Source organism: Aquibium oceanicum (assembly GCF_001889605.1).
Lineage (GTDB): Bacteria > Pseudomonadota > Alphaproteobacteria > Rhizobiales > Rhizobiaceae > Aquibium > Aquibium oceanicum.
The window spans coordinates 157,892-179,915 of record NZ_CP018171.1 but is presented as its reverse complement, the minus strand read 5'-3'; the positions used below and the strand labels follow the sequence as shown (position 1 = coordinate 179,915).

The 22,024-nt window shown below is 67.4% G+C and carries 23 protein-coding genes; 12 read left to right on the top strand and 11 right to left on the bottom strand.

The window, feature by feature from the left end:
* The first annotated feature begins 101 nt into the window (after positions 1–101).
* From BSQ44_RS00880 to BSQ44_RS00870, 3 genes are all read left to right on the top strand, one after another.
* Complete coding sequence (locus tag BSQ44_RS00880) at positions 102–482, top strand: cupin domain-containing protein (protein ID WP_072601506.1); 381 nt, start codon at positions 102–104, stop codon at positions 480–482.
* Positions 483–705: 223 nt separating this feature from the next.
* Positions 706–1,236, top strand: coding sequence for a 50S ribosomal protein L19 (rplS, locus tag BSQ44_RS00875; RefSeq protein ID WP_072601505.1), 531 nt, complete (start codon positions 706–708; stop codon positions 1,234–1,236).
* 213 nt (positions 1,237–1,449) lie between these two features.
* On the top strand, positions 1,450–2,691 hold the full coding sequence (locus BSQ44_RS00870) for an MFS transporter (protein ID WP_072601504.1): 1,242 nt from the start codon (positions 1,450–1,452) through the stop codon (positions 2,689–2,691).
* Positions 2,692–2,694: 3 nt separating this feature from the next.
* On the opposite strand, the gene BSQ44_RS00865 is transcribed toward BSQ44_RS00870, so the two are convergent.
* The 6 genes from BSQ44_RS00865 to hemC all read right to left on the bottom strand — a co-directional run bounded on the left by BSQ44_RS00865 (position 2,695) and on the right by hemC (position 9,231).
* Positions 2,695–3,426: a glutamine amidotransferase gene (locus BSQ44_RS00865; RefSeq protein WP_072601503.1), complete on the bottom strand. Its 732-nt coding sequence runs from the start codon at positions 3,424–3,426 to the stop codon at positions 2,695–2,697.
* A 10-nt stretch (positions 3,427–3,436) separates the two neighbouring features.
* On the bottom strand, positions 3,437–3,916 hold the full coding sequence (locus tag BSQ44_RS00860; protein WP_072601502.1) for a tellurite resistance TerB family protein: 480 nt from the start codon (positions 3,914–3,916) through the stop codon (positions 3,437–3,439).
* Between the two features lie 42 nt (positions 3,917–3,958).
* Positions 3,959–5,632 (bottom strand): heme biosynthesis protein HemY, encoded by a 1,674-nt coding sequence (locus tag BSQ44_RS00855; RefSeq protein ID WP_072601501.1) that lies wholly within the window; start codon positions 5,630–5,632, stop codon positions 3,959–3,961.
* A gap of 16 nt (positions 5,633–5,648) precedes the next feature.
* On the bottom strand, positions 5,649–7,508 hold the full coding sequence (locus BSQ44_RS00850) for a mitofilin family membrane protein (protein WP_072601500.1): 1,860 nt from the start codon (positions 7,506–7,508) through the stop codon (positions 5,649–5,651).
* Positions 7,509–7,589: 81 nt separating this feature from the next.
* Positions 7,590–8,297 (bottom strand): uroporphyrinogen-III synthase, encoded by a 708-nt coding sequence (locus BSQ44_RS00845; protein ID WP_072601499.1) that lies wholly within the window; start codon positions 8,295–8,297, stop codon positions 7,590–7,592.
* 4 nt (positions 8,298–8,301) lie between these two features.
* Positions 8,302–9,231 carry a hydroxymethylbilane synthase gene (hemC, locus tag BSQ44_RS00840; protein ID WP_072601498.1) on the bottom strand — a complete coding sequence of 310 codons (930 nt, stop codon included), beginning with the start codon at positions 9,229–9,231 and terminating at the stop codon, positions 8,302–8,304.
* A gap of 81 nt (positions 9,232–9,312) precedes the next feature.
* Between hemC and tsaD the strand changes: the two genes are divergently transcribed.
* The 6 genes from tsaD to BSQ44_RS00810 are packed head-to-tail and all read left to right on the top strand — an operon-like array spanning position 9,313 to position 13,278.
* Positions 9,313–10,422 carry a tRNA (adenosine(37)-N6)-threonylcarbamoyltransferase complex transferase subunit TsaD gene (gene tsaD, locus BSQ44_RS00835; protein ID WP_072601497.1) on the top strand — a complete coding sequence of 370 codons (1,110 nt, stop codon included), beginning with the start codon at positions 9,313–9,315 and terminating at the stop codon, positions 10,420–10,422.
* The gene (locus tag BSQ44_RS00830) at positions 10,419–11,405 is read left to right on the top strand and encodes an NAD(P)H-dependent glycerol-3-phosphate dehydrogenase (RefSeq protein ID WP_072601496.1); all 987 of its coding nucleotides are present in this window, start codon (positions 10,419–10,421) and stop codon (positions 11,403–11,405) included. Before tsaD ends, BSQ44_RS00830 begins: the two co-directional genes overlap by 4 nt.
* 13 nt (positions 11,406–11,418) lie before the next feature.
* Positions 11,419–11,715, top strand: coding sequence for a YciI-like protein (locus tag BSQ44_RS00825; protein WP_072601495.1), 297 nt, complete (start codon positions 11,419–11,421; stop codon positions 11,713–11,715).
* Positions 11,715–12,131: an EVE domain-containing protein gene (locus BSQ44_RS00820; RefSeq protein ID WP_072601494.1), complete on the top strand. Its 417-nt coding sequence runs from the start codon at positions 11,715–11,717 to the stop codon at positions 12,129–12,131. The genes BSQ44_RS00825 and BSQ44_RS00820 overlap by 1 nt, the downstream gene beginning before the upstream one ends.
* A 16-nt stretch (positions 12,132–12,147) precedes the next feature.
* Positions 12,148–12,804 (top strand): class I SAM-dependent methyltransferase, encoded by a 657-nt coding sequence (locus tag BSQ44_RS00815; RefSeq protein ID WP_072601493.1) that lies wholly within the window; start codon positions 12,148–12,150, stop codon positions 12,802–12,804.
* A gap of 60 nt (positions 12,805–12,864) precedes the next feature.
* A complete protein-coding gene (locus BSQ44_RS00810) occupies positions 12,865–13,278 on the top strand; it encodes a DUF1761 domain-containing protein (RefSeq protein ID WP_072601492.1) in 414 nt (137 codons plus the stop codon).
* 24 nt (positions 13,279–13,302) lie between these two features.
* Here BSQ44_RS00810 and BSQ44_RS00805 read toward each other — a convergent pair whose 3' ends face one another.
* Complete coding sequence (locus BSQ44_RS00805) at positions 13,303–13,896, bottom strand: L,D-transpeptidase family protein (RefSeq protein WP_072601491.1); 594 nt, start codon at positions 13,894–13,896, stop codon at positions 13,303–13,305.
* Between the two features lie 83 nt (positions 13,897–13,979).
* Here BSQ44_RS00805 and BSQ44_RS00800 point away from each other — a divergent pair, with 83 nt between their 5' ends.
* From BSQ44_RS00800 to BSQ44_RS00790, 3 genes are all read left to right on the top strand, one after another.
* Positions 13,980–14,663 (top strand): response regulator transcription factor, encoded by a 684-nt coding sequence (locus BSQ44_RS00800; RefSeq protein WP_072601490.1) that lies wholly within the window; start codon positions 13,980–13,982, stop codon positions 14,661–14,663.
* 54 nt (positions 14,664–14,717) lie between these two features.
* Entirely contained in the window at positions 14,718–15,170 is a 453-nt protein-coding gene (locus BSQ44_RS00795) for a cyclic nucleotide-binding domain-containing protein (RefSeq protein WP_072601489.1), read from the top strand.
* 120 nt (positions 15,171–15,290) lie between these two features.
* A complete protein-coding gene (locus tag BSQ44_RS00790) occupies positions 15,291–16,085 on the top strand; it encodes a GNAT family N-acetyltransferase (RefSeq protein ID WP_072601488.1) in 795 nt (264 codons plus the stop codon).
* 6 nt (positions 16,086–16,091) lie between these two features.
* Here BSQ44_RS00790 and BSQ44_RS00785 read toward each other — a convergent pair whose 3' ends face one another.
* The 4 genes from BSQ44_RS00785 to BSQ44_RS00770 all read right to left on the bottom strand — a co-directional run bounded on the left by BSQ44_RS00785 (position 16,092) and on the right by BSQ44_RS00770 (position 22,021).
* Positions 16,092–16,898, bottom strand: a complete 807-nt coding sequence (locus BSQ44_RS00785; protein WP_072601487.1) for an exodeoxyribonuclease III — start codon at positions 16,896–16,898, stop codon at positions 16,092–16,094.
* A gap of 128 nt (positions 16,899–17,026) precedes the next feature.
* Positions 17,027–17,707 (bottom strand): outer membrane lipoprotein carrier protein LolA, encoded by a 681-nt coding sequence (locus BSQ44_RS00780; protein WP_072601486.1) that lies wholly within the window; start codon positions 17,705–17,707, stop codon positions 17,027–17,029.
* 72 nt (positions 17,708–17,779) lie between these two features.
* On the bottom strand, positions 17,780–20,431 hold the full coding sequence (locus BSQ44_RS00775) for an FtsK/SpoIIIE family DNA translocase (protein WP_072601485.1): 2,652 nt from the start codon (positions 20,429–20,431) through the stop codon (positions 17,780–17,782).
* 222 nt (positions 20,432–20,653) lie between these two features.
* The gene (locus BSQ44_RS00770; RefSeq protein ID WP_072607776.1) at positions 20,654–22,021 is read right to left on the bottom strand and encodes an ammonium transporter; all 1,368 of its coding nucleotides are present in this window, start codon (positions 22,019–22,021) and stop codon (positions 20,654–20,656) included.
* Positions 22,022–22,024 lie beyond the last annotated feature (3 nt).

Here is a 22,024-nt window from a genome sequence, read left to right as displayed (position 1 = left end):
GAGACCGCTCGACGCCGCTTGCCTGCGGCGTGGGTTCGGCTAATCTCGGCGTTCTAATATGCCGCGCATGGTGCCGCGGCGACACCCGGGAGGAATGACGAATGAAGAAGCTCGCGCTCGCCGCGTTCGCGATCGTGCTGACGACCGCCGCCGCCACGGCACAGGACGGCATCAAGCGCACGCCGCTGCAGAAGACCGATTTTCCCGACGGCTACACGACGATCACCGGCCTGGCCGAGATCCAACCTGGCGTTTCGGCGGGACGGCACACACATCCCGGTATCGAGACGGGGTACGTCCTCGAAGGCGAGACCGTGATGTCGATCGACGGGGAACCGGACCGGACGATGAAGGCCGGCGATTCCTACACGATCCCCGCCGGGGTGCCGCACGATGCCAAGGCGGTGGGCGACAAGCCGGTCAAGGTCATCGGGATCTACATCATCGAGCGCGGCAAGCCGCTCGCCACGCCTGTCCAGTAATCCTCGGCACCGCGAATTTTGCCGCGGGTGGTGACAAACGCCCGCGGACGGTGTAATAGCGCGCCCGAACCGGAAGACCCCGTCGTTCCGGACCCGTCAACAAGCGCGGTGAATTCGCCCCTGCCTCTCGCCGATCCGGCGAACGGCATAGCCCAGCGGTCATGAACCTTTGGGCAAGTGCAGGGCGCTCTGGCTGTCGAGAAGCAAGAAGAGGTATGAAGCGATGGACATCATCCGTCAGCTCGAGGCCGAACAGGCCGCGAAGATCGAAGAAAAGCGCAAGCTCCCCGAATTCCAGCCCGGCGACACCATCCGCGTGCAGGTCCGCGTGACCGAAGGCACGCGCACCCGTCTGCAGGCTTACGAGGGCGTCTGCATCGGCCGCGCCGGCTCCGGGCTCCACGAGAACTTCACCGTCCGCAAGATCTCCTACGGCGAAGGCGTGGAACGCGTGTTCCCGGTCTACTCGCCGCTGGTCGAGGGCGTTGAGATCGTGCGCCGCGGCAAGGTGCGCCGCGCCAAGCTCTATTACCTGCGCGACCGTCGCGGCAAGTCGGCCCGCATCTCCGAAAACACGGGCGTGCGCGCCCGCCGGCTCAACGATTCCGAGCGCGAGCTGATGAACGCCGAGAAGGCGCGCATCGAGGAAGAGAAGACCGCCGCCGCCCAGGCGCTCGCCGCCGAGAAGGCTGCGGCCGAAGCTGCCGAAGCGAAGGCCGCCGAGGAAGAGGCCGCCGAGGCCAAGGGCGAATAGGCTTCGCCCGGCAATCGATCCCGAAAGGCGGCTCCGGCCGCCTTTTTTGTTGGCCGAGGGGCCTTGCATGGAATCGGCGAGTGCCGGCCGGCCGGCCAAAAATCCTGTTGGTCCAGGGCCAGATAGACGGTCCCGCGGCGGGCGAATTGCGTTACCGGCTCCGGGGAGGCACGCGATTGCCACTTCCGGTTCGAACGAAAGACCTGGACCACAATGAGCCCCGACACCGGCGCCGCCGGCGCAGACCGCTTCGCCGCCTTCCGCCACGGACCCTTCCTGCGCTACTGGCTGGCGCGGTTCCTGACCACTTTCTCGACCCAGATCGTGTCGGTGTCGGTCGGCTGGCAGATCTACGACCTGACACGCGATCCGCTCGATCTCGGCTATGTCGGGCTCATCCAGTTCGCGCCCGCCCTTTTGCTCGTGCTGGTGACCGGCACGGCCTCCGACCGCTTCGGCCGGCGGCTCGTGATGGCCGTCTCGGCCGTTCTCGAAGCGGTGTGTGCCGTGGTGCTGCTGGTGCTGACGATCCGGGGCCTCACATCGCCGGCCGGCGTCTTCGTCACGCTGGCGTTCTTCGGCATCGCCCGCGCCTTATTCGGTCCCGCCGCGGCCTCGCTGGTCGCGAACCTCGTGCCGGCGGAGGACTTCGCCAATGCCGTGGCATGGAATTCCTCAGCCTGGCAGACCGCGACCATTGTCGGCCCGGTGGCCGGCGGCCTGCTCTACGGCCTCTCGCCCATCGTTTCCTACACTATCGCGGCCTTGTTCATGGCCGCGGCCGCCCTGCTGATCCTCGCCATCCCGAAACCGGCACAGCGCACGGAGGCCGAAAAGCCGACGCTGGAAACACTGTTTGCCGGCTTCCGCTACATCTGGAGCGAGAAGGTGGTGCTTGGCGCCATCTCGCTCGATCTTTTTGCCGTGCTCCTGTCGGGCGCGGTCGCGCTGCTGCCGGTCTATGCGCGCGACATTCTGGAGCTCGGTCCATGGGGGCTGGGGCTGCTCCGCGCGGCGCCCGGCATCGGCGCGATCACGGTCGCGATCTGGCTGACCAGCCATCCGATCCGCGACCACGCCGGCATCGCCATGCTCTTCTTCGTCGCGCTGTTCGGGGTCTTCACCGTGGTCTTCGGCGTCTCCACGGTGCCGTGGCTGTCGATCCTCGCGCTGGCCCTCCTCGGCGCGACCGACATGGTGAGCGTCTACGTTCGCGAGACCCTGATCCAGCTATGGACGCCCGACCGCGTCCGCGGCCGGGTCAACGCGGTCAACATGGTGTTCGTGGGTGCCTCGAACGAGGTGGGCGAGTTCCGCGCTGGCGCGATGGCGGCCGTCATCGGGACGGTTCCCGCCGTGGTGGTCGGCGGCATCGGCGCCGTCGGCATCGCCGGGCTGTGGGCATGGCTCTTCCCGGCCCTGCGAAAGGCCCGGCACCTCGACGGACGGGCCTGAGGCTCAGCGCCTCTCGGTCTCCTCGGGATGCCGGCGCGGGGTGTGGAAGATCAGGTCGAGGAACTCGACCAGCCAGCGCTTCAGGTGCATGTCCCAGATGAAGCGGCCACCGAGATGGTCGCGCCCCTGCTGGGCGCCCGGCAGCGTGAAGCGCTGCGCGCCACGCACCACCCATCGCTGCATCATGGCGCGGGTCAGTTCGGCGTGGAACTGGATGCCCCAGGCGTTCGCGCCGTAGCGGAAGGCCTGGTTCGGATAGGCCTCCGCGCCGGCCAGCAGCGTGGCGCCCTGCGGCAGCGAGAAACCCTCCCGGTGGAACTGGTAGACCATCTCGGGCCATTGAAGCAGTTCCTCGCCGGCTTCGGTGGGGCGAATGGGATACCAACCGATCTCGACCAGTCCGTCCTCGCGTCCCGCGACGTTGCCGCCGAGATGGTTCACCAGCATCTGCGCGCCGAGGCAGATGCCGAGGAATGGTTTGTCCTCCTTGAGCGGAACGGCGAGCCAGTCCGTCTCGCGCCGCACGAACTCATCCTTGTCGTTGGCGCTCATCGGTCCGCCGAACACGACCGCCCCTGCATGAAGCTCGAGCGTCTCCGGCAGCGGGTCGCCGAGCGGCGGCCGGCGGATGTCGAGATCGAAGCCGCCTTCGAGGAGCAGGTGCCCGACCCTGCCCGGGCTGGACAGTTCCTGATGCAGGACGATGAGGATTTTCGGATTCGGCTTCTGCGGCATGCCCGTTCGGTCAGAGCCCCGGTTCGCTGTCGTCCTTGGAGGGATCGGCCTTGCGCCGCATCAGCACGCGGTCGCGCCGGTCGACGCCGATGAGTTCTGCCACACGCCAGACGATGTTGTCTTCCAGTTCGTTCATTTCACCGTCGGCGAAGACGATTTCCCACATGATCCCAATGAACTCGATCCGCGCCTGTTCGTCCAGATGGCGTTTGAGCACGCTGGTGAAGGCATAGAGATCGACGGCCTCGCGGGCTTCCTCCTCGGCGCGTGCAACGAAGCGTTCCAGTTCGGCGCCCGACAGGCCGTAAGCCCGGGTCAGGGCCTCGCGAAGAGCCGCGCGCTCCTCATCCAGGCGCACGCCATCGGCATCCATGACATGGACCATGAGGGCGGCTGCGGCCAGCCGGGGATCTTCGGAATCGTCTCGCCGCTCGCTCCCCGACCCTGCGCCGGGGATGTCGTTCAGAAAGGAAATCAGGCGTTCGAACATGCGCGGGCTCCCGGGTCGGCGTTCATCGACGTCTTGCCAAACTCAGAAGAGCCGGAACCGTTTCGAGCGCGGGTCGTTGTCGTCGTCCGAATCGACGCCCGGATCGTCCGGGCGGGGGAATTCGGGGCCGGTCACGGACTTCTTTGCCGTCGCGTCGTCGTTGGCCGCGGCCGGCCGGGCGTCGATCGGCACAGCCGTCGCATGTGCGACCGGCGCGGGAGCGCTGCCGGAAGTCCGCGGCGGCGCCTCAGGCTTTTCTGTCTCCTCGACGTCGGGTTCGTCCACCACCGTCTCTGCGGTCGCGATCTCCTCGCTCTCACCGGCGGTGCCGGAGGCAGGCGCTTCCGGCGCCTCGGCGGGAGCGGAGGGGATGAGGACCGGCCGGGAGGGAAGGTCGAGATGGGTTTCCTGGTCGATCAGCGCCAGGGGCCGCTCCAGCGGTGTGCGCCATTCGAAGGCGTCAAGCCGGCCGGTCACCGGCGACACCGGCGCCCAGCGTTCCGAGACCACGCCGTCGGCCACCCAGGCCGGATCGCGCGGCGCGCGCACCGCGCGGGCGAGCCATTGCCGGATGTGACCCTCGTCGCCCGTGTCCGCTTCCTCGATGTCGGCCATCAGGAGATAGCCGCCCTCGCGGGGCTGGATGCGCAGAGCCTCTTCGGCCGCCTTTCGGGCGAGCGTCAGGTCCCCTGCTTCCAGGGCGGCGCGCGCCACCGTCAGCGACGATTCGGCATTGTTCTCGCGCTGCGACTTCAGCTTCTTGGCGCGATACAGGCGGTCCCCAACGGAATCGCCGTGACGGGCATGGACGTATGTATCCGCGATCTCGGGGTGCGCGTGCTTGCGCCACGCGGCTTCCAGGATCTTCGAGCCCTTGCGCAGGTCGCCCTGCCGAAACAGCGCCTTCGCCGCCATGACGGCGGCCGGCACGAGATCCGGCGCGAGGCGGTTGGCCTCGACGGCAGCGTTCTTGGCGGCCAGCGCGTCGCGTTCGAGCAGCGAGGTCGCCTTCGCCGTCAGGAGCACGGCGCGCATCCGGTTCGCTTTCGCGGAATCGATGAGCTTGGTCGACTTCTGCGCCTCCAGCAGAGACAGCGCGCTGTCCCAGTCGCCCTCGGCGGTGCGCGCCTCGAGCGTGGCATTGGAAGCCCAGCCGAGCTGCGGCGCCGTTTCGGCCGCCCGCTCGGCATAGTGACGCGCGACATCCCGGTCGCCCAGCCGCTGCGCCTCCAGGTAAAGGCCGCGCAGCCCGAGCAGGCGCGTCTCGGGATCTTCGAGCATCGCCTCGAACTTCTTGCGAGCGGTGTCGTGATCGCCCTCCAGCAGCGATGCCTGGGCGTCGAGCAGGTGGATGAGCGGCTCCTGGTCGGAACTGATGAGCTTGGCGGCCTGCCGGTTCATCTGGCGGGCGAGCACGCCATCCCCGGCGCCGGCGGCGATCATGCCGGTCGACAGCGCCTGGTAGCCGCGATCACGGCGGCGAACGCGAAAATAGCGGGCAACCGTGTAGGGGCTGTTCCAGATCGCCTTGAGCAGCCACCAGACGATCATCACGGCGGCGACGATCGCGGTCACGATCACCGCCGCGACCATCAGCGTCACTTCGTACTGGTAGCCGCCGAACGTGATGACCATGTCGCCCGGCCGCTCCGCCAGCCACGCGAATCCGAGGCCGAGCAGGAAGACCACGGCGACGAAAAGGAGCACTCTCAACATCCCGGAACTCCTTCTCTCACGCCCGCAAGGCGCCGGCCAGCGCCTTGGCCACCAGATCATCGGCGGACTGACGGGCGCGAACGCTGGCGATGTAATCCGCCCCCGCGGTCTTCGCCGCCTCGGGCAGGGTGTCGTATTCCGCAATTGCGCGCTGGTAATCGCCGGCGTCGATCGCGGCTTCCATCCGCGCGACGGTCGGGCCGACGCCTTCACCCTCGACCTCGCCGATCGGCCGCACCGAGACCAGCGAACCCATGCTGTCGAGCAGCCGGTCGAAGTATCCCGCGTTCTCGGGAGCCGGATTTGCAGCCGCGATCATCCTCTCGGCCACGTCGTCGAACTTCTCGGCGATTGCCGTGCGGGTCGGAACCCCGGTCGCCGCGAGGTCGCGCAGCGCGGCGACTTCGGGCGCGTCGGGCGCGACGGCGGCAAAGGTCTCGAGTTCGGTCATGAACGGATCGCCGCGGTCGATCGCGGCCTTCAGGCCGGCGGCGGCAATGGCGAGTGCCGCGCCGTTATCGGAAGCCTGTTCCTCGACCTGGCCCGAAAGCTCCTGCACTCTGGTCTCCAGGGAGGCCAGCCGCTCTTCTATCCCCGATATGGCGCCCTGCGCCGCCGTGGCCGCATTCGATGCGCCGGCGACCTGTCCTTCCAGCGCAGCGACGCGTTCGCGGAGCGTCACGAGATCCTCGGACGATGCGCCCGGCTGCCCGTCCTGCAGGGATGCGATCGTGTTTTCCAGTTCGGAAAGCCGCGTCTGCAAGGCTTCGGTGTTCGCGCCGCCGCCTTCCGGCGGAGCGGCCTGAAGCTCGGCTATCTGCGACCTGACCTGCTCCAGGCCGGAGGCGAGTTCCTCGACCCGCGCCGTATCGGCGGTCGCGCCGTCCGTCCCCGCCGCGGCGATCTCCTCGCGCAGCGTATCGATCTGCGTGCGCAGTTCGGCGACTTCGGAACCGTCCGTTCCACCGGTCTGGACCGCGGGCAGGACACCGGCATATTGAAGCGCGCCAGCGCCGAGAAGCGCGATGGCCGCGCCGACGATGCCGGCTGCGATGGCGGAGACCCCGCCACGGCGCGACGCGTCGCGTTTGGCCGGAGCTGGTGCTGGATCGTCCTTCCGCTCGGTTTTTTGGGGTCCGCTCGTCGCACCGCGTCCAAAGGTCGGCGGCTCCTTCGGATCGCCGGCTGGTTTGGATGAAGCGGGCGAGCTTGCGCCCGGCGAAGCCGTCTTGCCCGGGTCGGACCTACCGCTCGGCGGGACGGACGTCGCGGCTCCTGCATTAGCAGCCTCCGCGGTAATGGTCGCGGGCTTGGCCTCGGGCGCGGGTTTGGTTTCGGGTACGGAGGGACCGCTTGGCTTCCTGTCGTCCTTCGCGCCCGTTGCCGCCGATGTGGATCCCGCCGTCGCAGGCTTGGGAGATGTGGCCTTGTCGTCCTTCAAGCTTGCCGACGTGGAAGTGGATCCGATGGTCGCAGACTTGGAAGTCGTCATCCTGTCGTCCTTGCCGCCTGCGGATGGGGAGGCCGTGCCAGAGGTGTCCGTTCCGGGAGACGTGGCTTTGTCGTCCTTCGATCCCGTCGTAGTCGGCGACGAGCCGGTCGCCATGGGCTTGCTGGCCGCTGCCTTCTCGCTGCCCTCGGCTGGCTTCGCAGCAGTGCTTTCCGGCGTCTCTGCCTTGGAAGGCGACGTGCCGGCGGCTGGCTGGCTTCCGGCCTTGGCGCTCTCGGGCTCCGCCGCGCTCGCCGTAGACTTTGCCGACGCGGTGGCCGGCGGCTCCTTGGAGGCCGACTCGCGTTTCACATCCGCGGGATCGAGGTCGATCGTGACGGGGTCGCGGCGCGGCTTGGAATGGCGGATCTTCGGCGGTTTTACCATCGCTGGCTCCGGGGCATTGGTTACCTCGTTGACTCCCGCCACTTTCGCACGTGCAACATGGGCTTTGATAGCCCTTTTGCGTCAGGCTTCTGAAAGCAGGGCGAACAGGGCTTGTTCGTCAGGTTCCTTGTTCCAGTAAGTCCGGCCTTCGACAAGGGTTCCGAGCGCGCGTGCCACCGCCTCCGAAAGGCAGAAAAAGCGTGCATTGGCGAGGGCCGAGGCGGGTTCCGGAGGGGACATCATGTCCCGCAGCACTTCAGCGGTCTTGACCGAGTAGACCAGGACGATGTCCGGCGGTGCGGCCGCCAGCGATTGCAGCGCCGCATCCGGCTGGGTGAAGGTCGTGTCGTAGATTTCCACTGGCAGGCAGCGAATTCCCGCGGTGTCGAGGCCGGCTTCGAATTCTGGCCGCCGGACGCGACCGCACAGGTAAAGGACGCGGGACTGTTGCGGCAGTTCCGCTGCGACGAGCCGGGCGAGCGCGGCGGCATCGGCGTCCGAACTTCGCACGTCCGAGAAGCCCGCCCGCTGTGCCGCATCGCCGGTTCGACCGCCGACCGTGAAGCAGGGTTTTTCCAGCAGCGATCCCGCGCGTTCCGGGTTGAGGTGGCGCAGCGCGTTGGCGCTGGTCGCGGCGACCGCATCGATGGCGGCGGGTTCGGGAAGGTCCGGATCGAGCGGACGGATTTCGCTGAGCGGCAGGACGATCGCCTCATGCCCGAGCGCTCTCAGCCGCTTCGCCGTCGCCGAAGCACCCGGCTCCGGCCGTGTGACCAGGACCCGCGCCACGCGCTCACGACCAGTCTTCGAAGAACCCTGCTCCGGCCTGGGCGCGGACGCGCATGCCGGCATCGTGCCCGATCGCCTCGGCATCAGCGCTCGCGCCCTCGCCGGCGACGTCGTGTGCCTCGCTGCCATCCGGCCGCAGGATCATGCCTCTAAAGTGCAGCTTATTGCCGTCGACCACCGCGTGGCCGGCGATCGGCGTGCGGCAGGAGCCGTCGAGCGCGGCGAGGAAGGCCCGCTCGCAGGCGAGCGCGATGCCCGTGTCGCGATGCGCGATCGGCGCCAGCATGGCCTCCACCCGCGCGTCGTCCTCGCGGCATTCGATGCAGATGGCGCCCTGACCGGGGGCAGGGAGAAAATCGGTCTCCGGTAAGATGCTGGTCGCGACATGCTCCAGCCCGAGCCTCCTCAGCCCGGCCTGCGCGAGGAGCGTGGCGTCCACGACGCCGTCGGCGAGCTTCCTCAGCCGCGTCTGCACGTTGCCGCGATACATCACCACCTTCAGGTCCGGACGCAGGCGCCTGATCTGCGCCTGGCGCCGCAGCGAGGACGAACCGACGGTGGCGCCCCGCGGCAGGTCGGCGAGCGCGGCCACGTCGCGGCCAATGAAGGCGTCACGCACGTCCTCGCGTTCGAGGAAGACGGCGAGCTTCAAGCCGGTCGGCAGGATCGTCGGCATGTCCTTGGAGGAGTGCACGGCGATGTCGATGCGGCCGTCGAGCATCGCCTCCTCGATCTCCTTGGTGAAGAGCCCCTTGCCGCCAGCCTCCGACAGCGGCCGGTCCTGGATGCGGTCGCCGCTGGTCGAGATCACCTCGATCTCGAACGCCTCCTCCGGCAATCCGTGCGCGGCCATCAGCCGGGCGCGCGTCTCGCTCGCCTGGGCGAGTGCCAGGGCGCTTCCGCGCGTACCGATCCTCAAGGGCCGAGTTTGCATCCGTCACCGTCCGTGTTAACCCGCGCCGGTCGCGGTCCAACCTCCGCGTCTTCCTATCGGCGAAAGGATTTTGGGGCAATCATGCTGCCTCCGATTGGCGAGATAAGGGTGCTCGGCATCGAGACGAGCTGCGACGAGACCGCGGCTTCCGTCGTCGCGTGGCGCGATGGGGAGATGCCGCGCATCCTCTCCACCATCGTGCTGAGCCAGCTCGAGGAGCACGCGGCCTTCGGTGGCGTGGTGCCGGAGATCGCCGCGCGCGCCCATGTCGAGGCGCTGGACGGCATCGTCGAGGCGGCGCTGGCCGAGGCCGGCGTCGCACTGTCCGATGTCGATGCCATTGCGGCAACGGCCGGTCCGGGCCTCATCGGCGGGCTGCTGGTCGGCATGATGTCGGCCAAGGCGATCGCCGCTGCGTCGGGCAAGCGGCTGATCCCGATCAACCACCTTGAGGGCCATGCGCTCTCCGCGCGGCTGCTCGACGACGTCGCATTTCCCTACCTGATGCTGCTCGTCTCGGGCGGGCATACGCAGATCTTGCTGGTGCGCGGACCGGGCGACTACGCGCGCTGGGCCTCCACCATCGACGACGCCATCGGCGAGGCCTTCGACAAGACGGCCAAGCTGCTCGGGCTGCCCTATCCCGGCGGGCCTAACGTCGAGCGCGTGGCCCTGACCGGAGACGCGCATCGCTTCGACTTCCCGCATCCGCTGAAGGGCGAGGCGCGGCCGGACTTTTCCTTTTCCGGCCTGAAGACCGCAGTCAGGCAGGCCGCGACCGCCATCGCCCCACTCGCCGACCAAGACGTCGCCGACATCGCCGCTTCCTTCCAGCGCGCGGTTGTGGAGACGCTGGCCGACCGGGTCGCCCGCAGCCTCGAACGCTTCCGCAACGAGTACCCGCAGGCGAAGAGCCCGACGCTGATCGTGGCCGGCGGCGTCGCCGCCAACGGCCCGATCCGCGCCGCACTGCTTTCGCTCTGCGAACGCCTGGGCTTCGACTTCGTCGCCCCGCCTCCGGCGCTCTGCACCGACAACGCCGCCATGATCGCCTGGGCCGGCATCGAGCGGATGCGGGCAGGGCTCGCGGAGGAGGGCGATCCGATGGCCATGGCGCCGCGCTCGCGCTGGCCGCTGGATGCGAACGCTGCGCCGCTGGTCGGTGCCGGCAAGCGGGGCGCCAAGGCATGAGCGGCGGAGCTCGCATCGCAGTGCTCGGCGGCGGAGCGTGGGGTACCGCGCTGGCGCAGACGCTCTGCATGGCGGGCAACACGGTGCGGCTCTGGGCGCGCGACGCGGCCAACGTCGAGGCCATCAACCACGACCATGCCAACCCGCGCTATCTGCCGGGGATCGGACTGCATGAGGCGCTGACGGCTTCGGGCGATGCGGGGTCGGCGCTGCGGGGCGTCGAGTGCGTGCTCGCGGTCGTTCCGGCGCAGACCATGCGCATCGTTCTCGAAACAGTCGCGCCACTCCTCCCAAACGACGTGCCCGTCGTGCTCTGCGCCAAGGGCATCGAGGCGAGCACTGGCCAACTTCTTTCGGAGGTTGCGCGGGAAGTACTGCCGGAAAGCCCTGTCGCGGCGCTCTCGGGGCCGAGCTTCGCGCACGACGTCGCGGCGGGACTGCCGACCGCCGTCACCGTCGCCGCGGAGGATCTCGGCACCGCCGACCGGCTCGCAACGCTGCTGTCCACCCCCAGCCTGCGCTGCTATTCCAGCGACGATCTCGTCGGTGTCGAGGTCGGCGGTGCGCTGAAGAACGTGCTCGCCATCGCGGCCGGCGCGGTCGCGGGCGCGGGGCTCGGCGCCAGCGCTCAGGCCTCGCTGGTGACGCGCGGCTTCGTGGAACTGCGCCGCATCGCCGAATCCTTCGGCGCCCGGCCGGAGACGCTGATGGGGCTTTCCGGCCTGGGCGACCTCATCCTCACCTGCGGCTCGGGCCAGTCGCGCAACTTCTCCTATGGGCACGCGGTCGGGCGTGGCCAGCCGGTCGCGAACCTGCCGCTGGCGGAAGGCGTGGCGACTGCCGGCATCGCCTGGACGATCGCGCAAGAGCGCAGGCTCGACGCGCCGATCACGCAAAGCGTGGTGATGCTCCTTGACCAAAGGATCACGGTGCGCGAAGCGGTATCGAACCTTCTGGCGCGGCCCCTGAAGCGCGAGACCTGAGGAGAGGAACGACATGCTGTTCGCACTGATCTGCAACGACAAGCCCGGACACCTGCAACTGCGCATGGACACGCGGCCCGACCACGTCGCCTACCTCACCGGCCTCAACGACAAGGGCGTGCTGAAGATCGCCGGCCCCTTCCTCGACCCCGACGGCAAGCCGAACGGCAGCATGCTCGTCGTGGAGGCGGAGAACGAGGAGGCTGCGAGGGCGATCGCGGCGGGCGATCCCTATGCTATGGCCGGCCTGTTCGCATCGACCGACATCCGGCCGTGGAACTGGACCTTCAACAAGCCCGAGGGCGCGTGATGGCCTACTGGCTCTTCAAGTCCGAACCGGACGCCTGGTCCTGGGACCAGCAGAAGGCGAAGGGCGAGGCAGGCCAGCAGTGGGACGGGGTGCGCAACTACCAGGCGCGCAACAACATGCGCGCCATGGCGGTCGGCGACCGCGGCTTTTTCTACCATTCTAACGAGGGCAAGGCGGTGGTCGGTATCGTCGAGGTCTGCGCCACCGCTCACCGCGATACCACGACCGACGACGAGCGCTGGGAATGCGTCGACGTGAAGGCCGTCGAGGACATGCCGAAGCCGGTCTCCCTCGACGACATCAAGGCCAACCCGAAGCTCTCGGAGATGGTGCTGGTCAAGAACTCCCGCCTGTCGGTGCAGCCGGTCGGCGAGGCCGAATGGGCCGAGGTCTGCCGGATGGGCGGCCTCCGCTGAGCCGTTCCCCGCGCCGATGCGCCTGATCACGCTGGAGCACGCGGAAGACTTCATCCGTGCCAACACCGCGCTGTCAGCACCTCCGCACGTGCCGGAAATCGCCCTGCACCTCGCCGACGAGGCGCACCACCTATGGCAGCGCACGGAGGAGGAGCTCGAAGAGATCGGCCTGCCGCCGCCCTTTTGGGCGTTCGCCTGGGCCGGCGGCCAGGGGCTCGCCCGCTACCTGCTCGACAATCCCGGTATCGTGGCCGGCAAGTCTGTGCTCGATTTCGCCACCGGCTCGGGGCTGGTCGCCATCGCTGCGCTGAAGGCCGGCGCGGCACGGATGCTCGCGGCCGACATCGATCCGTTCTGCCGCGCTGCGGTGGCGCTCAACGCGCAGGCCAATGGCGTGTCGGTTCCCTTCACCAGCGACGACCTGACCGGTACCGACGGAGGCTGGGACGTTCTCCTCGCCGGAGACGTGTTCTACGACAGGACCATGACCGAGAGCCTCTGCCCATGGTTCGCATCGCTCGCCGCCTCAGGCACCACGGTGCTCGTGGGCGATCCCGGCCGCTCCTACCTCCCACGCGACCGGCTGAGCGAACTGGCCCGCTACGAAGTGCCGGTCACGCGCGCCCTGGAAGACGCAGAGGTCAAGCGCACGACGGTGTGGCGGTTCGATTGACCTCACACGGGTTTCGGGGTTTCATCGACCGCGCCGCGCGGGGCGGCCGGAGGGAAGGACATGCAGTTCGGCGGGGTGAGTTACGTCGCGATCCTGATTGCCGCGATCGCGGGTTTCGCCTTCGGCGCGGCCTACTACGGCGTCCTGTCGAAACCGTGGATGAAGGCAGCGCGCATCGCGCCGAAGGGCGGCGGACCCGCCATGCCAGGCGCAAGCCTGCTGATCACCAGCTTCATTTGCGAACTCGTCATGGCCTGGACGCTCGCCGGCATCGTCGGCCATCTCGGGGCCGGTCAGGTGACACTGGCGAACGGCCTCACCTCGGCCTTCTTCGTCTGGCTCGGCTTCATGGCCACCACGCTCGCCGTCAACCAGCGCTACGAAGGGTTCGGCTGGGACTTGACGCTGATCGATGCCGGCCACTGGCTCGGCGTGGCGCTGCTGATGGGCGCCACCATCGGCTGGTGGGGGTGAGAAGACGGATCGGGTTCCCGGCGCTCAGCGCTTCACCCTGATTTCCGTTCCCGGCCGCAGAAGCGGCAGGAGCCGCAGCATCGTCCGCCGCGAGACGGCGATGCAGCCCTCCGTCGGCGGGTAGCCGGGGCGCGCCAGGTGCAGGAAGATCGCGCTGCCGCGGCCCCGAACCGCCGGGCGCATGTTCCAGTCGAGCACCACCACGATGTCGTAGAGGTGGTCGTCGCGCTGCATGGCCTCGTGGCTGGCCCGATAGGGAAGCCGCACCGGCCTGTTGTAGTTGCGGTCGCCCGGTGCGTCGCACCAGCCGAGCGCTTCGAAGGCCGGCAGCAAGGGGAGCCGCGTCGGGGGAAGTGCGCCGCGTCCCGGCCGGCAGTATCCCCAAAGAACCCGCAGCGACCCCAGCGGCGTTGCGCCGTCTCCCTCGCGTTTCCGCGACGAAATCCCGCCTCTTCCGAGCGCGCAGGGGAAGACCGTCCCGCCGACAGCCAGGAAGCCTCTGGACCGGTCCCCGGCCCTGGCGCGAACCTCGATGATCGTACGCTTCGGGGTCCCTTGCGTTAATGCCCCATTGCGTTCACTTTTTTTCGGGTAAGACTGCGGTTGCGAACAAATCACGGTGATCGGCTTTCGCGGATTCTGTGCGCTCTCTAGAAGAAGGCGCTTGCGCCGGGCTGTCGATAGGGAAACTGGATCGGGAAATGACCTCACGCACGATACTCATAGTCGATGACGACGACGACCTTCGCTCGACCCTCGTCGAGCAGCTTTCCCTCTACGAGGAATTCCGGGTCCTCCAGGAATCGACCGCCACGAAGGGCGTCCAGACCGCGCGCGGCGGGCTGATCGACCTCCTCATCATGGATGTCGGCCTGCCCGACATGGACGGGCGCGAGGCGGTGAAACTCCTGCGCAAGGGCGGCTTCAAGTCGCCGATCATCATGCTCACGGGCCAGGACACGGATTCCGACACGATCCTCGGGCTGGAAGCCGGCGCCAACGACTATGTGACCAAGCCGTTCCGCTTTGCCGTGCTCCTGGCGCGCATCAGGGCGCAGCTTCGCCAGCACGAGCAGAGCGAGGACGCGACGTTCGCGGTCGGGCCCTACACCTTCAAGCCGAGCCAGAAGCTGCTGCTCGACCAGCGCGGCGGCAAGATCAGGCTCACCGAGAAGGAAGCCTCCATCATCAAGTATCTCTACCGCGCCGGCCAGAAGGTCATCACGCGCGACGTGCTGCTGGAGGAAGTCTGGGGCTACAATTCCGGCGTCACCACCCACACGCTCGAAACCCACGTCTACCGGCTGCGCCAGAAGATCGAGCGCGATCCTTCCAATGCCGAAATACTTGTGACAGAAAGCGGTGGATACAAGCTCGTTCCCTGAGTCGGCCAACGACTAGCAAGCTCACGGCGGGGCGGGGGAAGCCGGGACTGCTTCATGGCGCTTGAAGACGATATCGGCATCCTTGCCGGCGTGGGGATTTTTGAGGAATTCACACCCGATCAGCTGCGCCTTCTGGCCTTCGGTACCGAGCGTCTGAAACTCTCCTCCGGCAAGGAACTCTATCGCGAGGGCGCGCGCGCCGAATGCGCCTATGTGGTCGTTTCGGGGTCGGTGACGCTCTTTCGCGACACCGGCGAAGGCCGCGTGATGCTGTCGTCGCACGGCCCCGGCGCTATTCTCGGAGAACTGGCACTGATCGCCGACACGCGGCGCCTCACCGGCGCCGCCGCCGCCAGCGATACCGAGGTGATGCGGCTCAACCGCACGCTGTTTAGGCGGATCCTCGAGGAATACCCGGAAGTGGCGGCCAAGCTCCACAAGAGGCTGTCGCAAGGCTTCGCGGCGATGGCCTCACGGATCGAGCGGCTGGCGCCCAAGTTCCTCTAACCGCGGCGGCTACGCTGCGGTCCGCGGTCCACTGAACCGGGAGCGCGTCCGGAGAACGGAGATCCCGTCGGCTGGCGGCTGCTTGTGAAATCGTTATGATCCCTGCCGGAGGGCTATCGGATGGCTGGCTATTTCGGCACCGAAACGCAGCAGCGACTTCAAGCACGGGCGGAAGCGGCGGCTGCCTTCATCGAGGCCACACCCGGGGCATGCCAGACCGGCCGCACGATGGGCTGCGATGATCCGGCAAAGCTCGGATGGGAACGGATCGACGAGTATCTCGATCGCGACGGCATCTGCGGCTTTCGACTAATTTCCGCCGACGGGGTGGCCGAACTTGAGGACCGCCTGGGCGAACGCGGCTACCGCCTGGATACCTGGGACGTCTTCCTGGCGGACCGGTCCACCGCGCTCCTGGCCTCGAAAGGGATACTGTCACGTAGCCTGCCGGCCGGCCTGTTCGAGCTCGAGAGCCCAACCGATCCGACGGGCGAACGCACGCAACGTATTCAGTCGATCATGAGCGCCGCCGGCGTGGCTCCGTTCTCGGGTTCCATGCTGGTCGGAGCCATCGGTCCCGCTACGACCACGGCCATCGGAGACGCCGACGGGAATGTCGTGGCCGTCGCTCATGGCTACATGCCGCACAATTCCCACAGCGACTTCCACCGCTATGCTTGGGGTGGCCTGGTCGCGGTCGCGGATACCCTGCGTGGCAAGGGATTAGGCAACTACGTCAACGCGCTGATGATCTCGCGCGTGTTCGAGCGTCTCACGGCGACCCACATCTACGAGCTGGTTTCGGCGACCAACGCTGCATCGCGGCGGATGGTCGAGGCGTGCGGTCTTCGCCTGCAAAGCGGCTTGGTCTGCGGTATCGCGACGCCGACGCAAGGATCGCGCTTCACGCGCTGAGGCGGATCAGTCGAGCGCGAACCGGGCGATGATCGGGACGTGGTCGGAAGGCCGTTCCCAGCCGCGTGCCTCCTTCAGCACCTCGATGCCGCGCAGGCTCTCGACCAGGTTCTCAGACGACCAGATGTGGTCGAGCCGGCGCCCGCGGTCGGCCGCCTGCCAGTCGCGCGCGCGGTAGCTCCACCAGGTGTAGATCTTTTGGGGCGGCGGGGTGTGGATGCGCATCAGGTCCTGCCAGCCGCCGCCCTTGCGCATCGATTCCAGTCCCTCGGTCTCGACGGGCGTGTGGCTGACCACCTTGAGAAGCTGCTTGTGCGACCAGACGTCCTCCTCCAGCGGAGCGATGTTGAGATCGCCCACCAGGATCGACGCGTCAGAGCCGTCGCGCGCGGCGGCGATGTCGCGCATCTCCTCGATGAAGTCGAGCTTGTGCCGGAACTTCGGATTGATCTCCGGGTCGGGTTCATCGCCACCGGCCGGAACGTAGAAATTGTGCAACAGAACCGACCTGTCGCCTGCCTCGAAGCGCGTCGCGATGTGGCGGCAGTCGCCCTTGCTGCAGAACTCGCGCTTCTCGGTCACCTCGACCGGGCGCCGGGAAATGGTCGCCACGCCGTGGTAGCCCTTCTGTCCGCTGATCGCCACGAAGGGATAGCCGAGCGCATGAAAGGCTTCGACCGGGAAGAACTCGTCGGGGCACTTCGTCTCCTGCAGGCACAGGAGGTCCGGCTGATGCTCGCGCAGGAACTTCTCCACGATCGGGAGGCGCAGGCGTACCGAGTTGATGTTCCAGGTGGCGATGGAAAGGGGCATGCGGCTGCGGGGCTGTTGAACGTCGCAGCAGCAGTGTCAGCCGCCGGCCCGAAACACAAGCGGCGCGGAGGGTATCCGCGCCGTCATGCGGCCGAGTTCGCTGTCGAACGTCCGGAGTCAGGCCGAGCTCAGCGCCTGCCCGTCGCCTGTCCGGTGTTCTCGGAGATGTAGTCGTAGTCGATCTTGAAGACGCTCGGGTCCACGTTCACGCCCTGCTGGACGTTGAAGATCATCACGGTCGTGTCCTTGCCCTGCGCGTCGGTGATGGTCCACTGCCGCAGGTCGTAGGACTTGGGATCGAACATCATGGTGATGGTCGAATCGCCGAAGACCGACTTGTCCTGCAACTGGATCGTGGTGAGGTCCTCGTCCTGCTTGACGCTGCGCACCTTGTTTCCCGAGAGGTCGATGCGGTTGTCGAGGAGCAGCTTGAGCGGCGTCTTCGACAGCGGATAGAGATCCCAGGTATTCAGCTTGGCGTTGTTGATGACCACGGAATCGCCGTCGGAAATCACCTTGAAACCGGATGGCGCCTCGTAGTTGAAGCGGATCTTGCCGGGCCGCTCGATGAAGAACTTGCCGCCCGTCTGCTCGCCGCGCGGGCCGAACTGGACGAACTCGCCCGACATGGTGCGCACGTTCGCGAAGTGGTCGGCGATCTTCTGCGCGTCCGCGATGGTTGCCGCCTGGGCCGGGCTTTCGGTCACCGGCATGGCGAGAAGGGCTGCTCCCGACAAGGCGACGCCAACGACGAAGGCCGATGCCGCGCGGCGGAAGCGGTTCACACGCGCGGAAAACGATGCGGTCATGATTCCGATTCTCCTGTTCATGCCACCGGGCCTAGGCGGCGACTGCGGCGTTAGTTTGGCTGATGCGCCGGCTCAGTAGGTCTCTTCCTCGGTCGGCACGAGAATCTCGCGCTTGCCGGCATGGTTGGCGGGACCGACGATCCCTTCCTTCTCCATGCGCTCGATGATCGAGGCAGCGCGGTTGTAGCCGATGCCCAGCCGTCTCTGGATATAACTGGTGGAGGCCTTGCCGTCCCGCAAGACCACCGAGACCGCCTGATCGTAGGGATCGTCGGAATCGTCCATGCCGCCCGCGCCGCTGCCGCCGGTACCCGCGCCGGAGGAGCCGCCCTCGTCGTCGTCATCGTCCTCGGTGATGGAATCGAGATATTCCGGCACGCCCTGCAGCTTGAGGTGCGCGACGACCTTCTCGACCTCGTCGTCGGAGACGAAGGGCCCGTGGACGCGCTGGATGCGCCCGCCGCCGGCCATGTAGAGCATGTCGCCCATGCCCAGCAGCTGCTCGGCGCCCATCTCGCCCAGAATGGTGCGGCTGTCGATCTTGGAGGTGACCTGGAAGGAGATGCGGGTCGGGAAGTTTGCCTTGATCGTGCCGGTGATGACGTCGACGGAGGGGCGCTGCGTGGCCATGATGACGTGGATGCCGGCCGCGCGCGCCATCTGCGCGAGGCGCTGCACGGCGCCCTCGATCTCCTTGCCCGCCACCATCATCAGGTCGGCCATCTCGTCGATGATGACGACGATGTAGGGCAGGGGCGACAGGTCGAGGTTCTCGGTCTCGTAGATCGCCTCGCCGGTCTCCCGGTCGAAGCCGGTCTGGACGGTGCGGGAAATGCCCTCGCCCTTCTTCTGCGCCTGCGCCACGCGCTGATTGAAGCCGTCGATGTTGCGGACGCCCACCTTCGACATCTTGCGATAGCGGTCCTCCATCTCGCGCACTGTCCACTTCAGTGCCACGACCGCCTTCTTGGGGTCGGTGACGACGGGGGTGAGCAGATGCGGGATGCCGTCATAGACGGAGAGTTCGAGCATCTTCGGATCGATCATGATCAGCCTGCAGTCCTCCGGCTTCATGCGGTAGAGGATGGACAGGATGAAGGTGTTGATCGCCACCGACTTGCCCGAGCCGGTGGTGCCGGCGACGAGCAAGTGGGGGAACTTGGCGATGTCGGCGATCACCGCCTCGCCGTTGATGGTCTTGCCGAGCGCCAGCGCCAGCTTGGCCTTCGACTGCTCGAAATCGCGGCTGGCGAGGATCTCGCGCAGATAGACCGTCTCGCGCTTGGCGTTCGGCAGCTCGATGCCGATGGCGTTGCGGCCAGGAACGACCGCGACGCGACAGGCGATGGCGCTCATGGAGCGCGCGATGTCGTCGGCTAGGCCGATGACGCGGCTCGACTTGATGCCGGGCGCCGGCTCCAGTTCGTAGAGCGTGACCACCGGGCCGGGACGCACGTGGATGATCTCGCCCTTGACGCCGAAATCTTCCAGCACGCCTTCCAGGAGCCGCGCGTTCTGTTCCAGCGCCTCGGCCGAGAGGCTGGCGTCGCGCACGACGTTCTTGGCTTCGGCGAGGAAGTGCAGCGAGGGCATCTCGAAGCTGTCGGCCTCGATCAGGCTGGTCTGTGCCTCGCGCTGGACGCGGCTTCCCGGCTGCGGCCGGGGCGCGGGGGATTCGACGCGCGCCTGGCCCGGCACGGAGCGGAAATTCCGAACCTGGAGGTCGGTCTCCTCCTGTTGCGGTGCGGCCCGACGGCGTTCCGGTACGGGCGGCACGTCGTCGTCGAAATCCATCGGTTCGTCGGCGAAGGCGTCGTCATCCTCGTCGATGGACGGCTCGAACGCCGGCTCGGCCGTGAATTTCGGTTCGATCCGCGCGGCGCGAGGGGCGGCCGGCGCAGCGGGCGTCAGTCGGTCGTCCCGCGACACTTCGAGGTCGAGCAGCGCATCGTCCTCTGGCTCGTCTTTTTCGTAGACGGTGCGGGGCGCAGGACGCACGGCGCTAAAGGTGCGGCGGACGAAGGCGCGCAGCGAGAGCCACAAGTGAACAACCGCGCCAAGCGCGAGGATACCGCCGCTTTCTTCCGGGTCCTGCTGCGCGTCGTCGATCTCGTCCGCCTCGGACGGAAAGTCCTCCTCGGAGACCGGAACGCGTCCGATGAGACCGGTTGCGAAGAGCATGAGCCAGACGGTGGGCGCGGCCAGAACCACCGCGCAAAGAGCTGCGACCCAGCCGGTCGGATATCCGCCGGCCAGGGCGCCGGGCAGCTTCAGGACGATGTCGCCGACAACACCGCCGAGCCCGGAAGGAAGCGGCCAGGTCTGCGGGGCCGCGATGCAGCCGGTGATGCCGGCCGAAAGGGACAGCGCGCCGAACCAGGCGAGGCCGCGGCGCGGCAGCCGGTCGAGCCGGCGCGCCGCGAGCAGGAACAGGCTCCAGGAAAATGCGGGAAGCAGACCGGCAACCGCCGCGAGCCCGAAGAACTGCATGGCGAGGTCGGAGAACACCGCGCCGGGATAACCCATCGCGTTCGTCACCTCGTTGGCGGTGGCGTGGCTGAAGCTCGGGTCCGCGACGTTCCAGGTCGCGAGGCCGGCGATCGCGAAGGCACAGGAGGCGAGCAGCGCCAGACCGAGCGCGCGCAGGAACTGCCGGCGCAGGAACGTCTGGATGCCATATCCGATGCCGGACATGGCGAAGGCTGCGGGGTTGCCTTGGCGCATGCTTTCCTTCCTCTGATCGACCTCTCGCAATCCACGCGCAGGCGGGTCACGAAATCGGGGTCAGACTAGGGTGGCGAGGTTAAAGCGGCATTAACCATCCAGCGGCGCGCGGAACTCCGCGGCCGAAAAGAAAACGGAGCCCGGCGGTGCCGGGCTCCGTTTCCTGGGAGGATGTGCCCTGGGGCACCGGATGGGCGCGGCGGGCGAACCGCCGCGGTAGTTTTAGGAGTGGTAGGCCACTTCGCCGTGCGAGGTGAGATCCAGCCCCTGGCGCTCGGCCTCTTCGGTCGGACGCAGGCCGACGATCAGGTCCACGATCTTGTAGAGGATCGCCGAACCGATGCCGCACCATACGACGGTGACGAGAACGGCGAGGATCTGGATCCAAACCTGACCGCCCATGCTGACGCCTTCGGCATAGCCGATGCCACCGAGCGAGGACGAGGTAAACACGCCCGTGCCGATGGCGCCGACGATGCCGCCGATGCCGTGGATGCCGAACACGTCCAGCGAGTCGTCGTAGCCGGCTTTGATCTTCACGACGGCCACGAAATAGTAGCAGACCGCGCTGGCAATGGCGCCGAGCACGATGGCGCCGACCGGTCCGATCAGGCCGGCGGCCGGAGTGACTGCCACCAGGCCAGCGACGACACCAGAGGCAGCGCCGAGCATGGAGGCCTTGCCACGGGCGAGGCCTTCGATGACGACCCAGGCGATGATGGCGCCGGCGGTCGCGGTGAAGGTGTTGATCATCGCCAGTGCGGCGCCGCCATTGGCCTCGAGGTTGGAGCCGGCGTTGAAGCCAAACCAGCCTACCCAAAGGATCGATGCACCGACCATGGTCAGCGTCATCGAATGCGGAGCCATGTTGTCCTTGCCGTATCCGGCGCGCTTGCCGATCATGATGGAGCCGACGAGCGCGGCGATGCCGGCATTGATGTGGACGACCGTTCCGCCGGCGAAGTCGAGAGCGCCCCATCCGAACAGCAGGCCGTTGGCATCCCACACCATGTGTGCGATCGGGAAGTACACGAAGGTGACCCAGAGCACCACGAACAGGATGACCGCCGAGAACTTGATGCGCTCTGCGAAGGCGCCGATGATCAGCGCCGGCGTGATGCAGGCGAAGGTCATCTGGAAGCAGATGAACACGAATTCCGGGATCACTACGCCGTCGGAGAAGGTCGCAGCCTCGCTTTCAGCCGTCACGCCCGACAGGAACAGCTTGCCGAGCCCACCCCAATAGGCGCCGGTGCCGCCGCCGAAGGCGAAGGAATAGCCGTAGACCACCCAGATGACGATGACGACCGCGGTGATCATCGTGCACTGCATCAGCACCGAAAGCATGTTCTTGGCGCGCACCAGGCCGCCGTAGAAGAGGGCCAGGCCCGGAAGCACCATGAAGAGGACGAGGATGGTCGACAACATCATCCAGGCGGTATCGCCCTTGTCCATGGTGGTCGCGGCAGCTTCGGCCGCGGGGGCTGCGGTATCCTGGGCGAAAGCCGCGCTTGCCCCGAGAGCCGCAAGTCCGAGGCCGCCGAGCAATGCAGGCCGCCACGCAGCCCTGGAAATGTTCGAAAGGTTCATTTC

Coding starts and splice junctions, on each gene's coding strand:
- BSQ44_RS00880 (WP_072601506.1), top strand. CDS start 102: ATGAAGAAGCTCGCGCTCGCCGCGTTCGCGATCGTGCTGACGACCGCC.
- rplS (WP_072601505.1), top strand. CDS start 706: ATGGACATCATCCGTCAGCTCGAGGCCGAACAGGCCGCGAAGATCGAA.
- BSQ44_RS00870 (WP_072601504.1), top strand. CDS start 1,450: ATGAGCCCCGACACCGGCGCCGCCGGCGCAGACCGCTTCGCCGCCTTC.
- BSQ44_RS00865 (WP_072601503.1), bottom strand. CDS start 3,426: ATGCCGCAGAAGCCGAATCCGAAAATCCTCATCGTCCTGCATCAGGAA.
- BSQ44_RS00860 (WP_072601502.1), bottom strand. CDS start 3,916: ATGTTCGAACGCCTGATTTCCTTTCTGAACGACATCCCCGGCGCAGGG.
- BSQ44_RS00855 (WP_072601501.1), bottom strand. CDS start 5,632: ATGTTGAGAGTGCTCCTTTTCGTCGCCGTGGTCTTCCTGCTCGGCCTC.
- BSQ44_RS00850 (WP_072601500.1), bottom strand. CDS start 7,508: ATGGTAAAACCGCCGAAGATCCGCCATTCCAAGCCGCGCCGCGACCCC.
- hemC (WP_072601498.1), bottom strand. CDS start 9,231: ATGCAAACTCGGCCCTTGAGGATCGGTACGCGCGGAAGCGCCCTGGCA.
- tsaD (WP_072601497.1), top strand. CDS start 9,313: ATGCTGCCTCCGATTGGCGAGATAAGGGTGCTCGGCATCGAGACGAGC.
- BSQ44_RS00830 (WP_072601496.1), top strand. CDS start 10,419: ATGAGCGGCGGAGCTCGCATCGCAGTGCTCGGCGGCGGAGCGTGGGGT.
- BSQ44_RS00825 (WP_072601495.1), top strand. CDS start 11,419: ATGCTGTTCGCACTGATCTGCAACGACAAGCCCGGACACCTGCAACTG.
- BSQ44_RS00820 (WP_072601494.1), top strand. CDS start 11,715: ATGGCCTACTGGCTCTTCAAGTCCGAACCGGACGCCTGGTCCTGGGAC.
- BSQ44_RS00815 (WP_072601493.1), top strand. CDS start 12,148: ATGCGCCTGATCACGCTGGAGCACGCGGAAGACTTCATCCGTGCCAAC.
- BSQ44_RS00810 (WP_072601492.1), top strand. CDS start 12,865: ATGCAGTTCGGCGGGGTGAGTTACGTCGCGATCCTGATTGCCGCGATC.
- BSQ44_RS00800 (WP_072601490.1), top strand. CDS start 13,980: ATGACCTCACGCACGATACTCATAGTCGATGACGACGACGACCTTCGC.
- BSQ44_RS00795 (WP_072601489.1), top strand. CDS start 14,718: ATGGCGCTTGAAGACGATATCGGCATCCTTGCCGGCGTGGGGATTTTT.
- BSQ44_RS00790 (WP_072601488.1), top strand. CDS start 15,291: ATGGCTGGCTATTTCGGCACCGAAACGCAGCAGCGACTTCAAGCACGG.
- BSQ44_RS00785 (WP_072601487.1), bottom strand. CDS start 16,898: ATGCCCCTTTCCATCGCCACCTGGAACATCAACTCGGTACGCCTGCGC.
- BSQ44_RS00780 (WP_072601486.1), bottom strand. CDS start 17,707: ATGACCGCATCGTTTTCCGCGCGTGTGAACCGCTTCCGCCGCGCGGCA.
- BSQ44_RS00775 (WP_072601485.1), bottom strand. CDS start 20,431: ATGCGCCAAGGCAACCCCGCAGCCTTCGCCATGTCCGGCATCGGATAT.
- BSQ44_RS00770 (WP_072607776.1), bottom strand. CDS start 22,021: ATGAACCTTTCGAACATTTCCAGGGCTGCGTGGCGGCCTGCATTGCTC.